At 64.0% G+C, this 15,111-nt stretch carries 10 protein-coding genes and 1 tRNA gene; 7 read left to right on the top strand and 4 right to left on the bottom strand.

Annotated features, from left to right (window positions below; translation table 11 throughout):
* The first annotated feature begins 20 nt into the window (after nucleotides 1-20).
* From WG898_RS17610 to WG898_RS17600, 3 genes are read left to right on the top strand one after another with little or no spacing between them, the layout of a single operon-like run.
* Nucleotides 21-1,652, top strand: coding sequence for an acyl-CoA ligase (AMP-forming), exosortase A system-associated (locus WG898_RS17610; protein ID WP_444718966.1), 1,632 nt, complete (start codon nucleotides 21-23; stop codon nucleotides 1,650-1,652).
* A complete protein-coding gene (locus WG898_RS17605) occupies nucleotides 1,649-2,902 on the top strand; it encodes a pyridoxal-dependent decarboxylase, exosortase A system-associated (protein WP_444718965.1) in 1,254 nt (417 codons plus the stop codon). The genes WG898_RS17610 and WG898_RS17605 overlap by 4 nt, the downstream gene beginning before the upstream one ends.
* On the top strand, nucleotides 2,899-4,782 hold the full coding sequence (locus tag WG898_RS17600; RefSeq protein ID WP_339604094.1) for a sulfatase-like hydrolase/transferase: 1,884 nt from the start codon (nucleotides 2,899-2,901) through the stop codon (nucleotides 4,780-4,782). The genes WG898_RS17605 and WG898_RS17600 overlap by 4 nt, the downstream gene beginning before the upstream one ends.
* Before the next feature lie 74 nt (nucleotides 4,783-4,856).
* Here the strand turns inward: WG898_RS17600 and WG898_RS17595 are convergent.
* From WG898_RS17595 to WG898_RS17585, 3 genes are all read right to left on the bottom strand, one after another.
* Nucleotides 4,857-4,946, bottom strand: a tRNA-Ser gene (locus WG898_RS17595).
* 45 nt (nucleotides 4,947-4,991) lie between these two features.
* The gene (locus tag WG898_RS17590) at nucleotides 4,992-5,909 is read right to left on the bottom strand and encodes an SPFH domain-containing protein (protein ID WP_339604093.1); all 918 of its coding nucleotides are present in this window, start codon (nucleotides 5,907-5,909) and stop codon (nucleotides 4,992-4,994) included.
* A 37-nt stretch (nucleotides 5,910-5,946) separates the two neighbouring features.
* Nucleotides 5,947-6,393: an NfeD family protein gene (locus tag WG898_RS17585; protein WP_339604092.1), complete on the bottom strand. Its 447-nt coding sequence runs from the start codon at nucleotides 6,391-6,393 to the stop codon at nucleotides 5,947-5,949.
* A 151-nt stretch (nucleotides 6,394-6,544) separates the two neighbouring features.
* Between WG898_RS17585 and WG898_RS17580 the strand changes: the two genes are divergently transcribed.
* Nucleotides 6,545-8,800, top strand: a complete 2,256-nt coding sequence (locus WG898_RS17580; protein ID WP_339604091.1) for an Orn/Lys/Arg family decarboxylase — start codon at nucleotides 6,545-6,547, stop codon at nucleotides 8,798-8,800.
* A gap of 73 nt (nucleotides 8,801-8,873) precedes the next feature.
* Here WG898_RS17580 and fabI read toward each other — a convergent pair whose 3' ends face one another.
* The gene (fabI, locus tag WG898_RS17575; protein WP_339604090.1) at nucleotides 8,874-9,659 is read right to left on the bottom strand and encodes an enoyl-ACP reductase FabI; all 786 of its coding nucleotides are present in this window, start codon (nucleotides 9,657-9,659) and stop codon (nucleotides 8,874-8,876) included.
* A 224-nt stretch (nucleotides 9,660-9,883) separates the two neighbouring features.
* Here fabI and rimP point away from each other — a divergent pair, with 224 nt between their 5' ends.
* From rimP to infB, 3 genes are read left to right on the top strand one after another with little or no spacing between them, the layout of a single operon-like run.
* A complete protein-coding gene (gene rimP / locus WG898_RS17570; protein ID WP_506546829.1) occupies nucleotides 9,884-10,501 on the top strand; it encodes a ribosome maturation factor RimP in 618 nt (205 codons plus the stop codon).
* Complete coding sequence (gene nusA / locus WG898_RS17565) at nucleotides 10,498-11,976, top strand: transcription termination factor NusA (RefSeq protein ID WP_339604089.1); 1,479 nt, start codon at nucleotides 10,498-10,500, stop codon at nucleotides 11,974-11,976. Before rimP ends, nusA begins: the two co-directional genes overlap by 4 nt.
* Before the next feature lie 57 nt (nucleotides 11,977-12,033).
* Complete coding sequence (gene infB / locus WG898_RS17560) at nucleotides 12,034-15,066, top strand: translation initiation factor IF-2 (RefSeq protein ID WP_339604088.1); 3,033 nt, start codon at nucleotides 12,034-12,036, stop codon at nucleotides 15,064-15,066.
* Nucleotides 15,067-15,111 lie beyond the last annotated feature (45 nt).

Here is a 15,111-nt window from a genome sequence, read left to right as displayed (position 1 = left end):
CGCATCGCACGCCACACCCGATGAGTTCCATGCCTCAGCCATTGCCCGCCGCGCCTGTCGACACGATCCTGCTACACGAACTGATCATCCACACCGCCGCACGCACGCCGGAGGCGGTGGCGCTCAGCTACCAGGCTCAGGTCCTGAGCTACGCGCAGCTGGCCCAGCAGGTGCAGGCGTTCGCCGCCGGCCTGATGCAGTTGGGTCTGCCGCGAGGGGCGAGGGTGGGCATCTACCTCGAGAAACGCTTTGAAACGGTGGTGGCCAGCTTCGGTGCGCCCGCCGCAGGCCTGGTGTTCGTGCCCTTGAATCCGCTGCTGAAGCCCGAGCAGGTGGGTTTCATCCTGCGCGACTGCGATGTCCAGGTGCTGGTGACCTCACCCGAGCGGCATGCCTTGCTGGCCGATGAGCTGGGCCAATGCGCCGCCCTGCGCGCGGTTGTGCTGACCGCGGCGCCGACGGTGTCGGCGCTGGCGGGCAACTTGCTCGATTGGGCCGAACTGCTCAAGACACCGGTCGGCCCGACGCACCGCGTGATTGACACCGATATGGCGGCCATCCTCTACACCTCGGGCAGCACGGGCAAGCCCAAGGGGGTCGTGCTGTCGCATCGCAATATGGTGGCGGGTGCCAAGAGCGTGGCCAGCTATCTGGAAAACGGCGCCCAGGACATCCTGCTTGCGGCACTGCCCCTGTCCTTCGATGCCGGCTTCAGCCAGCTGACCACTGCCTTCGTCAGCGGTGCCCGGGTGGTGCTGTTGAACTACCTGATGCCGCGCGACGTGTTGAAGGCCATGGAGCGCGAACGCGTCACCGGACTGACGGCCGTGCCGCCGCTCTACATCCAGTTGGCGCAGCTCGAATGGCCCGCGGGCATCCGTGAGCATTTGCGCTACTTTGCCAATACCGGAGGGCGCATGCCGCGTGAGACGCTGGATGCGCTTCGCCAGCGCGTGCCACACGCCAAGCCCTTCCTGATGTACGGCCTGACCGAGGCCTTTCGGTCCACCTATCTGCCCCCGCACGAGGTGGACAGGCGGCCTGACTCGATTGGCAAGGCGATTCCCAACGCCGAGATCCTGGTGCTGCGCGAAGATGGCACGGCCTGTGGCCCCGACGAAGCTGGCGAGCTCGTGCATCGCGGCGCTCTGGTCGGCATGGGCTATTGGAACGATGCAGAGAAGACGGCCGAGCGCTACAAGCTCTTGCCGCCAGGGGCGCCGGGGCGCGAGTCTGGCTTGATGCTGCCCGAATACGCGGTGTATTCCGGCGACTATGTGCGCATGGATGCTGAAGGTTATCTGTACTTCATTGGCCGTCGCGACGAGATGATCAAGACCTCCGGCTATCGCGTCAGTCCGAGTGAGGTGGAGGAGATCCTCTACGCGACCCGCTTGGTGGGTGAGTGTGTGGCTTTTGGGGTCGAAAACGCTCAACTGGGGCAGGCCATCCAGGTGATTGCCACGCCGCCGAGCGGCAGTGCCACGCTGGACCTCGACGCCCTGCTGGCGGAGTGCCGCAAACACATGCCTGCCTATATGGTGCCCGGCGGCATCGACGCGCGCAGCGGCCCATTGCCGCGCAATCCAAATGGGAAGATTGACCGCAAGCTTCTCTCCACCGAATGGCTAGCCCGTTCCTTGCCCCGATGACTACTTCCGACCAACCCGCCCGCAGCCTGCCCGTGCACGCAGCCATGTCCCAGTTCGCTGTTGTCGATGGGGAGTTGTGCATCGGTGGCTTGCCTTTGTCGCGTCTGGCCGCCCGTGTCGGCCAGACGCCTTTCTATGCCTATGACCGCGGCCTGCTGCACCGCCGTGTTGCCGAGCTGCGCGCTGCCTTGCCGCCCGAAATCCGGCTGCATTTCGCCATGAAGGCCAATCCCATGCCCGCGCTGGTGGCTGAGATGGCGCGCCTGGTGGACGGCATCGATGTGGCGTCGGCCGGGGAACTGAAGGTGGCCCTGGACGCCGGCGCCAAGGTGGGCGAGGTCAGCTTTGCCGGCCCTGGCAAACGCGAGTCGGAGCTGCGCCAGGCTACGGCAGCGGGCGTGTTGATCAACGTTGAATCGTTCCGCGAGCTTGAAATTCTTGCCCGCGTGTCGCAGGAGCTTGGTGTGGCCGCCCGGGTCGCGGTACGGGTCAATCCGGACTTCGAGCTCAAGGGCTCGGGCATGAAGATGGGTGGCGGCCCCAAGCAGTTCGGGGTCGATGTGGAGCAGATGCCTGCACTGCTGGCTGCGATCGGCAATGCGGGGCTGGCATTCGAGGGCTTCCATCTGTTTGCCGGCTCTCAGAATCTGCGCGCCGAGTCGATCTGCGAAGCGCAGCAAAAGTCCTACGAGCTGGCGCGCCGCTTGGCGGCGTATGCGCCGGCGCCGGTGCGCTTTCTGAACTTGGGTGGAGGCTTCGGCATTCCCTATTTCCCGGGTGAACAACGGCTCGATCTGGCCCCCATTGCGGCCAATCTGGCCGATCTGGTCGGCCGCGCGCGCATCGAACTGCCGCAGGCCGAGTTGGTGATCGAGTTGGGCCGCTATCTGGTGGGCGAGGCCGGCATTTATGTGACGCGCGTGCTCGACCGCAAGGTGTCGCGAGGGCAGGTCTTCCTGGTGACGGATGGCGGCTTGAACCACCATCTCTCCGCTTCGGGCAATTTCGGCCAGGTGATTCGCAAGAACTATCCGGTGACCATAGGCAACAAACAGGGCAGTGCTGTCACCGAAACGGTTTCGGTGGTGGGGCCGCTGTGCACGCCCTTGGATCTGCTGGCCGATCGCATGGAACTCCCTGCAGCCGGCGAGCATGATCTGGTGGTGATCTTTCAGTCGGGTGCCTACGGGGCCAGCGCCAGTCCGCAGGCGTTCCTTGGGCATCCGGCCGTGGTCGAGGTTTTGGTATGAGAGGCAAGCCGCTGCTGGTTTTCGTCCCTGTGCTTGGTTGGCTGCCCGCGCTGGCCTTCTTGTTGTATTCGGTATGGATTCGAATTCATGACAAGTACATGAAATCGATCCTGCTGGCCTCGGGACGGCAGGGGTCAGAGGGCGACGCTGCAGACATTGCCTTCCTGTTCCGGCAGGACCTGCTCTGGTTTGGCGTCGTTACACCGCTCTTGATTGCCCTTGCTTGGCACTTCGGAGGCAAGTGGATACGCAGGCTGGTGGTCAGCTTCACCCTGTTGGTGCTGCTTCTGCTCTATGCCAATTTGCAGAGTTGGGGGCAGATCGGACGCTTCCTGAACCTCTCGTCGCTCATCGATGGGATCTCTTTCGGCATCGCCAATCCGGCCATTGCGCGCTACTACATCTCGATCAAGGGCCTGGTCAAGTTGGCGCTGGTGGTGATGGTGACGCTTGCGGCCTTTGGCTTTGCCGGGCGCTTGCAGCGCCACCGCAGCGTTGGACATGGGCTTGGCGGTTTGGCGCTCTTGCTCGTGATCGGTTGTGCCGGGGCTGCGCAGCTCGGCTATCGCTCGACATTGCGCGACACGCCGGTGACGCGCAGCTTCATGCTCAACGCCGCCGCGGCGCTGGCCGGCCATAGTCAGGATGGTGATCGCTTTGCCAAGTCCAGGAACGAGGACTTGGACGCGGCATTCGAGCGACTCGCATTGCATCCGCGTGCCACACGAGACCCGCGCCCTGCGGGCTTGGAGCGCAACTCCAACCTGCTGCTGTTCGTGATGGAGACGGCATCCATCGAGTTTCTGGATACGCGCAAGCCCTTGCCAGCGCATCCGGTATGGGCCAAGTTGAGCGCGTCGCGCCATATCGGGGCCAATCACTATTCGACCTTCCCCGCCTCGGCCGAGTCGAATTTCTCGATTTTGGCCGGCCTGTATCCGCCGCGCGCGTACTACGGCACCTGCATGGCCGACCGATTTGCGGACGACTCCGTGCCGACCTTGTTCGGGGCATTGCGCCATCAGGGCGTCAACACCGCGGTCTATCTGCCCTATTTCAGCAAGGTGCCACTGGACAAGGTCGTGTTCGAGGCGACCGGGTTTGAGAAGGTCTATTACGGCCAGGGGCGGCCGCAATCCAAGGACATTGGCTCCGATCGCGTTGCGCTCAATGAAATGATTGCGGATGTGAGCAAATGGGGGCGGGCAAAGCAACGTTTTGCCGTCGCCTACTTCCCGCAGACAGGCCACGGTCCCTGGAGCGAGGCCTGGGGCAAGACCATCACCGACCGCGGTCACGCCAAGGCGATGCGGCAACTCGACTGGCTGGAGTCTCTGGTCGATGCTCTGGCGAGCAGTGGCGTGCTCAACGACACCGTGATCGTCTTGACTGGCGACCACGGCGTGCGTACCACCGAGGAGGATCCGCGCGTTCCGGTAGGCATGATCGATGCGTACCCACTGCATGTGCCGCTGGTGATCGTGGCGCCCCATGCCGCTTACTCGGGCCAGATTTCGATGGCGCCGACGTCGCATGTGGACATTCCGGCGGAGCTTGGTCACTTGCTGGGTGTGGCGCCACACCCGGTTGGGCAAGGTCTGCCATTGCAGGATCCCGCGATAGCCAGCAGGCGGCAGTTTTTCATGGCAAATTGGTACTACGGCGCCGATGGCTATCGGGCCCCGGGCGAATCGGCCATGTTCAACACGGAACTGGGCGTGGCTTACTGGCGGCGTGATGGCCTGCTCAATTTCGGCTCGGCCAATATCGTTGCCGACCTGCAAAAGGAAGCACGCATCAGAGACACGCTGTCAGAAATGCTGGACCTGCAGTCCGAGTGGATCAAGCGGCGGGTTTGCCAACTGCCGGCGCTGCATTAGGCGGGGTGCCTCAATGCACAAATGAAAAAAGCCCAAGCTCAGGGGAGATTGGGCTTTCCGACGTCTTGTCTGCTTGGCGGAGAGGGCGGGATTCGAACCCGCGGTGGGGATTAGCCCACACACGCTTTCCAGGCGTGCGACTTAAACCGCTCATCCACCTCTCCGAAGCCCGCCATCATAGCGCAGTTTTTCGGGGCCTTTAGCAAAATTCAGGACTTGGGCGTCACCTTGTGCATCAGGGCCATGGCCGTGCCTATCAGGCCGGAGACCTCGCTCATATTGCCCGGCACGATCATGGTGTTGTTCTTCTGGGCCAGGTGGGCATAGGCATCCACAGCCTTCTCGGCCACCTTGAGCTGAACCGCCTGCTCGCCACCGGGAGACTGGATGGCGGCAGCGATCTTGCGGATGGCGTCGCTGGTGGCATCGGCCACGGTGGTGATGGCGGCGGCTTCGCCCAGGGCCTTGTTGATCTCGGCCTGCTTCTCGCCCTCGGAGCGGGCGATCGCGGCCTCGCGTTCGCCGGTGGCGATATTGATTTGCTCCTGGCGGCGTCCCTCGGAGGCGGCGATGAGGGCGCGCTTCTCGCGCTCGGCGGTGATCTGGGCCTGCATGGCGTGCAGGATGGCTGGCGGCGGGGTCAGGTCCTTGATCTCGTAGCGCAAGACCTTCACGCCCCAGTTGAGCGCGGCTTCGTCGAGTGCCTGCACCACCGAGCTGTTGATGGCGTCGCGCTCCTCGAAGGTGCGATCCAGTTCCATGCGGCCTATCACCGAGCGCAGCGTGGTCTGGGCCAGCTGGGTAATGGCGACGATGTAGTTGCTGGAGCCGTAGCTGGCGCGCATCGGGTCGGTGACCTGGAAGTAGAGGATGCCGTCCACGGTCAGCTGGGTGTTGTCCTTGGTGATGCAGACCTGGCTGGGCACGTCGAGCGGAAACTCCTTGAGCGAATGCTTGTAGGCCAGGCGGTCCACAAAGGGCACCAGGATGTTGAGCCCGGGTGCCAGCGTGGCGTGGTACTTGCCCAGGCGCTCGACCACCCAGGCGTTCTGTTGCGGCACGACCTTGATCGACTGCATCACAAAGATGATGGCCGCGGCCAGGATGACCAGTGCGATGACTTCCATTGCTTGTTCTCCTCGTTTGCTGTTCTGTATGGATGGATCAGTGGCTGGCATCGGCGGCGTCCACCAACAGGCAGGCGCCGTCGATGCCGCGTATTACATGGCGCCCGGCGCCGGGCTGGCCGCTGCCGGCATAGCGCACCTGCCACTCGGCGCCACGGTATTTGACCTTGGCGGTGCGATCGGCACCCCAGTGACTGACATGCACGGACTGGCCGATGTCGATGTTGACGTCCGGGTTGGCCGACGCGGGCGGCTGTGCGCGGCCTTGCTTGAGCTGGCGTGCATGCCAAAGGCTTACGGCCGTGCCTCCCACCAGGGCAGCGGCCAGCATCTGCGCCGTACCGCCCAGGCCCAGATGCGCAGCCAGGGCGGCGGCGGCGGCGCCCAGGGCCAGCATCAGCAGGTAGAAGGTGCCGGTGGCCAGCTCCACGGCAATCAGCGCGCCGCTGGCGATCCACCAAAAGGTGGCCTGATTCATGTCCATGTCACCCTCTCTCGTTCATGATGTGATTCGAGTGTACGGGGCCGCAGCCGTCCTGTTTGTGCGACAAAGCGCCATTGCCTCTTGCGCTGTCAGCCCCTGGCCCTACACTTCGCGCCTTTCAATTTCTTGCCCTGCTCCCGGAGGCAACCTCATGCTGCGCTTTCGCTTCCCCATCGTCATCATCGACGAGGACTACCGCTCCGAGAACACCTCGGGATTGGGCATTCGCGCCCTGGCCGATGCGATCCAGAAAGAGGGCTTCGAGGTGCTGGGCGTCACCAGCTATGGCGACCTGAGCCAGTTCGCCCAGCAGCAAAGCCGTGCCAGCGCCTTCATCCTGTCGATCGACGACGAGGAGTTCACCCCCGGTCCCGAGCTCGATCCGGCGGTGCTGAACCTGCGCAAGTTCATTGAAGAGATCCGCTTCAAGAACGCCGACATCCCGATCTACGTCTATGGCGAGACGCGCACCTCGCAGCATTTGCCCAATGATGTGCTGCGCGAGCTGCATGGCTTCATCCATATGTTCGAGGACACGCCCGAGTTCGTGGCGCGCCACATCATCCGCGAGGCCAAGAGCTACCTGGACGGCCTGGCGCCGCCCTTCTTCAAGGCGCTGATGGACTATGCGCAGGACGGTTCCTACAGCTGGCATTGCCCCGGTCACTCGGGCGGCGTGGCCTTCCTGAAGAGCCCGGTGGGCCAGATGTTCCACCAGTTCTTTGGCGAGAACATGCTGCGCGCCGACGTCTGCAACGCGGTGGAGGAGCTGGGCCAGCTGCTGGACCATACCGGCCCGGTGGCAGCCTCGGAGAAGAATGCCGCGCGCATCTTCAATGCCGACCATTGCTTCTTCGTCACCAACGGCACCTCCACCTCCAACAAGATGGTCTGGCACCACACGGTGGCGCCCGGCGATGTGGTGGTGGTGGACCGCAACTGCCACAAGAGCATCCTGCACAGCATCATCATGACCGGCGCGGTGCCGGTCTTCATGACGCCCACGCGCAATCACTACGGCATCATTGGCCCGATTCCCGAAAGCGAGTTCTCGCCCGAGAACATTCGCAAGAAGATCGCCAAGAACCCGCTGCTCAAGGGGGTGGATGTCAAGAAGGTCAAGCCGCGCATCATGACGCTGACGCAGAGCACCTACGACGGCGTGCTCTACAACACCGAGACCATCAAGAGCAAGCTGGACGGCTGGATCGATACCCTGCATTTCGACGAGGCCTGGCTGCCGCACGCGGCCTTCCACAGCTTCTATGGCTCATATCACGCCATGGGCAAGAACCGGCCACGGCCCAAGACGGCCATGGTCTATGCCACGCAGTCGACCCACAAGCTGCTGGCCGGCCTTTCACAGGCTTCGCAGGTGCTGGTGCAGGACTCGCAGAACGTCAAGCTGGACAAGCATTTGTTCAACGAGGCCTATCTGATGCACACCTCCACCAGCCCGCAATACTCCATCATCGCCAGCTGCGATGTGGCCGCGGCCATGATGGAGCCGCCCGGCGGCACCGCCTTGGTGGAGGAAAGCATCAGCGAGGCGCTGGACTTCCGCCGCGCCATGCGCAAGGTCGATGCGGAGTACGGCCAGGACTGGTGGTTCAAGGTCTGGGGTCCGGACAAGCTGGTGGAAGAGGGTTACGGCAAGCCGGCCGACTGGACGCTGAAGGCGAACGCCAAGTGGCATGGCTTCGGCAATATAGCCGCCGGCTTCAATATGCTGGACCCGATCAAGTCCACCATCATCACGCCCGGCCTGGACATGAGCGGCAAGTTTGCCAAGACCGGCATTCCGGCCAGCATCGTCACCAAATTCCTGGCCGAGCATGGCGTGGTGGTGGAGAAGACGGGCCTGTACTCCTTCTTCATCCTGTTCACCATCGGCATCACCAAGGGTCGCTGGAATACCTTGCTGACCGCGCTGCAGCAGTTCAAGGACGACTACGACAAGAACGCGCCGCTGTGGCGCATCCTGCCCGAGTTCTGCGCCGCCCAGCCGCGCTACGAGCGCATGGGCCTGCGCGATCTGTGCCAGAGCATCCATGAGGCCTATGCCAAGGGCGACATCGCGCGCCTGACTACGGACGTCTACCTATCCGAGCTTGAACCGGCCATGAAGCCCAGCGACGCCTATGCGCATATCGCGCACCGCCGCACCGAGCGGGTGGCGATCGACAAACTGGAAGGGCGCGTCACCACCTCGCTGCTGACGCCTTACCCGCCCGGCATCCCGCTGCTGATTCCGGGCGAGCGCTTCAACAAGAAGATCGTCGACTACCTCCGGTTCACGCGCGAGTTCAATGCCCAGTTCCCCGGCTTCGCCACCGATGTGCATGGACTGGTGGAAGAGAAGGGCGACGACGGCAAGTCGAGCTATTTCGTGGACTGCGTGGCCTGAGGCCTGCTGCTGGCGAAGAAAAACGGGACCCATGGGTCCCGTTTTTCTTGTGGCTGGCGCGCTGCGAGCTTGCTCAGACCGCCTCGTCCGTCAGTGCCACATGGCTGAAGCCGCCGTCCACGTACATGATCTCGGCGCTGACGCCCGCGGCCAGGTCCGAGAGCAGGAAGGCCGCGACGTTGCCGACGTCATCGATGGTGATGTTGCGGCGGATCGGGGTATTGGCGGCAAAGTGGGTGAGCAGCTTGCCAAAATCCTTGATGCCCGAAGCGGCCAGGGTCTTGATCGGGCCGGCGGAGAGCCCGTTCACGCGCACCTGGCGCTTGCCCATCGAGTAGGCCAGGTAGCGTACGCTGGCTTCCAGCGAGGCTTTGGCCAGGCCCATGGTGTTGTAGTTGGGCACATAGCGCTCGGCGCCCAGGTAGGAAAGCGTCAGCAGCGAGGCGCCGGGGCGCAGGCGCGAGACCGCCGCCTTGGCCATGGCGGGGAAGCTGTAGGCCGAGATGTCGTGGGCGATGCGGTAGTTCTCGCGCGACAGGCCTTCCAGGAAGTCGCCGGCAATCGCTTCGCGCGGCGCGAAACCGATGGAATGCACAAAGCCGTCAAACTCGGGCCAGGTTTCTCCCAACTGGGCGAACATGCCGTCGATCTGTTCGTCGCTGGAAACATCGCAATCGAAAATGAGTTTGGAATCAAATTCGGCCGCGAATTCGGTGATGCGGTCTTTGAAGCGTTCGCCCACGTAGCTGAAGGCCAGTTCGGCGCCCTCGCGGTGGCAAGCCTTGGCAATGCCGTAAGCGATGGATCGGTTGGACAGCACGCCCGTGATCAGCAGTCGCTTGCCTGCGAGAAATCCCATGTCTGCTCCTTGGTATCAATGTTCAAATCAGCGCGGGATTCTCGCATGCCATGCGTTTTGGGCAAGCCGGGTTCTTGCGGGCATGGTGCTTGCATAGTACAATCCTGGCTTCGCTGAAAAGTGAACGGTGGGCGGATTCATCCAGCCCATTTTTTTTGCTTGAGCGTTCCCGTTAACTTCCTGTAACGCCACCTGGGCCCCGAGAGAGCATAGACACGCCGCGCATGACAAATTGGCAAGCTGCTGTAGAGAAAACCGTGACCGGCCTTGGTTACGACCTGGTGGACTGCGAGCGCAGTGCCGGGGGCTTGCTGCGCGTGTATATCGACAAACTGCCCGAGCAGGCGGCCCAGGGCGAATTGATCAATGTGGACGATTGCGAGCGCGTGACACGCCAGCTGCAGTACGTGCTGGAAGTCGAGAACGCCAGCTACGAACGACTGGAAGTGTCCTCCCCCGGCCTCGACCGCCCGCTGAAGAAGCCCGCCGACTATGCGCGTTTCGCGGGCCAGCAGGTGCAGATTACCCTGCGCGTGGCCTTCCAGGGCCGTAAGAAATACAAGGGTGAGCTCTCGGCCGAGGGCGAAGGCTGGCGTCTCGTCTTCAATGACGGCAAGGGCGACCAGGCATTGGATTTTTCCCTTGAGGAAGTGCGCGAGGCGCGTTTGGTGCCCGCGGTTAATTTCAAGGGGCGTGCAGCCAAGCCGGATGGCGCGGCTGCACCGAAGGCGGGCAAAGCTGCGAAGCCCAAGAAGCAGAGCAATGCCAAGGCCAGGCAGCAGCTGGATGATCCAGCCGCTGCGGACAAGGATGACAAGGTTGACGGAGGTCTCGATCAATGAACCGCGAACTGTTGATGCTGGTGGATGCCATCTCTCGCGAAAAGAGCGTGGAGCGCGATGTCGTGTTCGGCGCAGTGGAAGCTGCACTGGCCTCGGCCACGAAGAAGCTGTATGGCGGCGAGGTGGACATTCGCGTCTCGATTGACCGCGATTCTGGCGAGTACGAGACCTTCCGCCGCTGGCACGTGGTGCCCAACGAGGCCGGCCTGCAAAACCCCGACTCCGAGATTCTGCTGTTTGAAGCCCAGGAGCAGATTCCCGACATCGAGGTCGAAGACCATATCGAGGAATCGGTCGAGTCGGTGCCGATTGGCCGTATCGGCGCCCAGGCCGCCAAGCAGGTGATCCTGCAGAAGATCCGCGACGCCGAGCGCGAGCAGCTGCTGAACGACTTCATGTCGCGCGGCGAGAAGATCTTCATGGGTACCGTGAAGCGCCTGGACAAGGGCGACATCATTGCCGAGTCCGGTCGTGTCGAGGGCCGCCTGAAGCGTACCGAGATGATCGCCAAGGAAAACCTGCGCACCGGCGACCGCGTACGTGCCGTGATCCTGGGCGTGGACCCGACCCAGCGCGGCCCGCAAATCATGCTCTCGCGCTCTTCGCCCGAGTTCATGAAGGAGCTGTTCGCGCAGGAAGTGCCCGAGATCGAGCAAGGCCTCCTGGAGATCAAGAGCTGCGCCCGCGATGCCGGCAGCCGCGCCAAGATCGCCGTGCTCTCGCACGACAAGCGCGTGGACCCGATCGGCACCTGCGTGGGTGTGCGCGGTTCGCGGGTGAACGGCGTCACCAACGAGCTTGCTGGCGAGCGGGTGGACATCGTGCTGTGGTCCGAGGACCCGGCGCAGTTCGTCATCGGCGCGCTGGCGCCGGCGAATGTGCAGTCCATCGTGGTGGACGAAGAGCGTCATGCCATGGACGTGGTGGTGGACGAGGAAAATCTCGCCATCGCGATCGGCCGTGGTGGTCAGAACGTGCGCCTGGCCTCCGAGCTCACCGGCTGGCGCATCAACATCATGTCGGCCGAGGAATCGGCCGTCAAACAGGCTCAGGAGTCTGAGTCGGTCCGCAAGCTCTTCGTCGACAAGCTCGACGTCGATGCCGAAGTGGCCGACATCCTGATCGCCGAAGGGTTCACCAGCCTGGAAGAAGTGGCCTATGTGCCCATGCAGGAGATGCTGGAAATCGAGGCCTTCGACGAGGACACGGTCAACGAGTTGCGCACCCGCGCCAAGGATGCGCTCCTGACCATGGAAATTGCCCGTGAGGAAAGTGTCGAGGAAGTCTCCCAAGACCTGCGCGACCTGGAGGGTGTGACGCCCGAACTGGTCGCCAAGCTCGCCGACGGCAATATCCATACACGCGACGACCTGGCCGATCTGGCCGTCGACGAACTCGTTGAACTGGCCGGCATGGACGAGGCCGCGGCCCGCGCCATGATCATGAAGGCCCGCGAACATTGGTTCACCGCCTGATGGGCGCCATGAACACCACTGTACGCACAGCAGATTAGCAAGCTTAAGGATTCCACAATGGCTGTGACCACCGTCGCCCAGTTCGCTGCAGAGCTACAAAGGCCTGCAAGCACGCTGCTTGAGCAGCTGCAAGCTGCGGGCGTCAAGAAGGCGTCCACCGAGGACGCCCTCAACGAGACCGACAAGGAACGGTTGCTGGACTACCTGCGCACGGCGCATGGTACGACCGGTGCCGATCGCAAGAAGATCACGCTGACGCGCAAGTCGACCAGCGAGATCAAGCAGGCCGATGCCAGCGGCAAGGCTCGCACCATCCAGGTCGAGGTGCGCAAGAAGCGCACCTTCGTCAAGCGCGACGATGCCAGCGGCATGGACGAGGCCAGCGCGCAAGCGGCCGAGGAAGCCGAGCTGCAGCGTCGCCAGGAAGAGGCCCAGGCGCATGCCGAGGCCCTGCGCGCCCAGGAAGAAGAGCTTGCCGCCCGCGTGCGTGAACGCGAAGAGCAGGAGCGTCTGGCACGCGAGGCCGAGGAGCAGCGCCGCCAGGAGCGCCTGGCTGCCGAGGCCCGCGCCGCCGAGCAGGCCGAGAAGGATGCCGCCGACAAGGCCGCCGCCGAAGCCGCTGCCAAGATCGCCGCCAAGCAGGATGCCCAGGCCGCCGCGCGTGCTGCTGCCGCCGCCACCAACAAGGCGCTGGCCGCCGGCGGCCGCCGCGCGCCCGCGCCGGCCGCCGAGCCTGCACCCGCCCCTGTGGCCCCTGTGGCCGCTGCCCCGGCGCCGATCGCCGAGCCTGCACCCGCCCCGGTGGCCGCTGCGCCCGTGGCGCCGGCCGCGCCGGTGGAGCCGCCCAAGCCGCAGCTGCGCGTCATCAAGGCCGTCGATGTGGGCGCCGAGGAAAAGCAGAAGCAGGTCGACCTGGAGCGCCGCCGCAAGGCCGCCGAGGCCGAGGCCGCTGCCATCCGCGCGATGATGAATGCGCCCAAGAAGGTGCTGGTCGCGAAGAAGGAAGAGCCCAAGCCCGAGCCTGCCAAGGAAATCAAGGGCACCATTCACAAGAAGCCCGGTACGCCCGGCGCGCCGGCCACCGCCGCCGCGGGTGCCGCTGCCAAGCCCGGCGACAAGAAGTCGGTCAAGAGCGAGAAGCTCTCGTCCTCCTGGGCCGATGATGCCGCAAAGAAGCGCGGCCTCAAGACCATTGGTGCGGGTGCCCCCACGGGTGCTCGCCCGGCCGCCGGCTGGCGCGCACCCAAGGGTGGTGCGTCGGGCCGCCGTGGCGACCGCAATGACCGCGGTGGTCAGCCGTCCAACTATGTGGCGCCGAGCGAACCGGTGGTGCAAGAGGTGCATGTGCCCGAGACCATCTCGGTGGCTGACCTCGCCCACAAGATGTCGATCAAGGCGTCCGAGCTCATCAAGCAGTTGATGAAGCTGGGCCAGATGGTCACCATCAACCAGCAGCTGGACCAGGAAACCGCCATGATCCTGGTGGAGGAAATGGGCCACAAGGCCTTTGCCGCCAAGCTGGACGATCCCGATGCCTTCCTGGAAGAAGAGGGTGCGGCCGCCGAGCAGCAGCATGCGATGCTGCCGCGCGCACCGGTGGTCACCGTGATGGGTCACGTCGACCATGGCAAGACCTCGCTGCTGGACTACATCCGCCGTGCCCGTGTGGCCGCGGGCGAAGCGGGCGGCATCACGCAGCATATCGGCGCCTACCACGTCGATACGCCGCGCGGCATGATCACCTTCCTCGACACCCCCGGTCACGCGGCCTTTACGCAGATGCGTGCCCGCGGCGCCAAGGCCACCGACCTGGTGATCCTGGTGGTGGCGGCCGACGACGGCGTGATGCCCCAGACCAAGGAAGCCATCCACCATGCCAAGGCGGCCGGTGTGCCCCTGGTGGTGGCGATGAACAAGATCGACAAGCCCGGTGCCAACCTGGAACGCCTGAAGAGCGAGCTGGTGGCCGAGGAAGTCGTGCCGGAAGAATTCGGCGGCGATTCGCCCTTCGTGCCAGTGTCGGCCAAGACCGGCGAGGGCGTCGACGCCCTGCTGGAGCAGGTGCTCCTGCAGGCCGAGGTGCTGGAACTTACCGCGCCGGTGGAATCCATGGCCAAGGGCCTGGTGATCGAAGCCAAGCTGGACAAGGGCCGCGGCCCGGTGGCCACGGTGCTGGTGCAGAGCGGTACGCTCAAGCGCGGCGACGTGGTGCTGGCCGGTTCGACCTATGGCCGCGTGCGCGCCATGCTGGACGAAGACGGCAAGGCCTGTACCGAGGCCGGCCCGTCGATCCCGGTGGAAATCCAGGGTCTGACCGAAGTGCCGCAGGCCGGTGATGAATTCATGGTGCTGAGCGATGAGCGCCGCGCCCGTGAAATCGCCACCTTCCGTTCGGGCAAGTACCGCGATGTCAAGCTGGCCAAGCAGCAGGCCGCCAAGCTGGAGAACATGTTCGAGAACATGGGCTCGGGCGATGTGCAGACCCTGCCGCTGATCATCAAGGCCGACGTGCAGGGCTCGCAGGAGGCGCTGGCTTCCTCGCTGCTCAAGCTCTCGACCGACGAGGTCAAGGTGCAGATCGTGCACGCCGCGGTGGGTGGCATCAGCGAGTCTGACGTCAACCTGGCGATCGCCTCCAAGGCCGTCATCATCGGCTTCAACACCCGCGCCGACGTGCTGGCCCGCAAGCTGGCCGAGGGCAATGCGGTCGACATTCGCTACTACAACATCATCTACGACGCCGTGGACGAGGTGAAGGCAGCGATGGCCGGCATGCTGGCGCCCGAGCAGCGCGAAGAAGCGCTGGGCACGGCCGAGATCCGCGTCGTGTTCGTGGCCTCCAAGATCGGCACGGTGGCCGGTTCCATGGTCACCTCGGGCCTGGTGCGCCGTGGTGCCAAGTTCCGCCTGCTGCGCGACAACATCGTCATCTACACCGGCGAGGTCGACTCGGTCCGCCGCGAGAAGGACGATGTCAAGGAGGTCAAGGAAGGCTTCGAGTGCGGTATCAAGCTCAAGAATTACAACGACATCGCTGAGGGCGACCAGCTGGAATTCTTCGAGATCAAGGAAGTCGCCCGAACGCTGTAAGGCGGAGTTGGCCTCATCCCCAAACCCCGCCTTCGAAACAAGAAG

This window comes from Paucibacter soli, assembly GCF_037482845.1.
Classification (GTDB): domain Bacteria; phylum Pseudomonadota; class Gammaproteobacteria; order Burkholderiales; family Burkholderiaceae_C; genus Paucibacter_B; species Paucibacter_B soli.
This window is presented reverse-complemented; position numbering and strand designations above follow the sequence as displayed.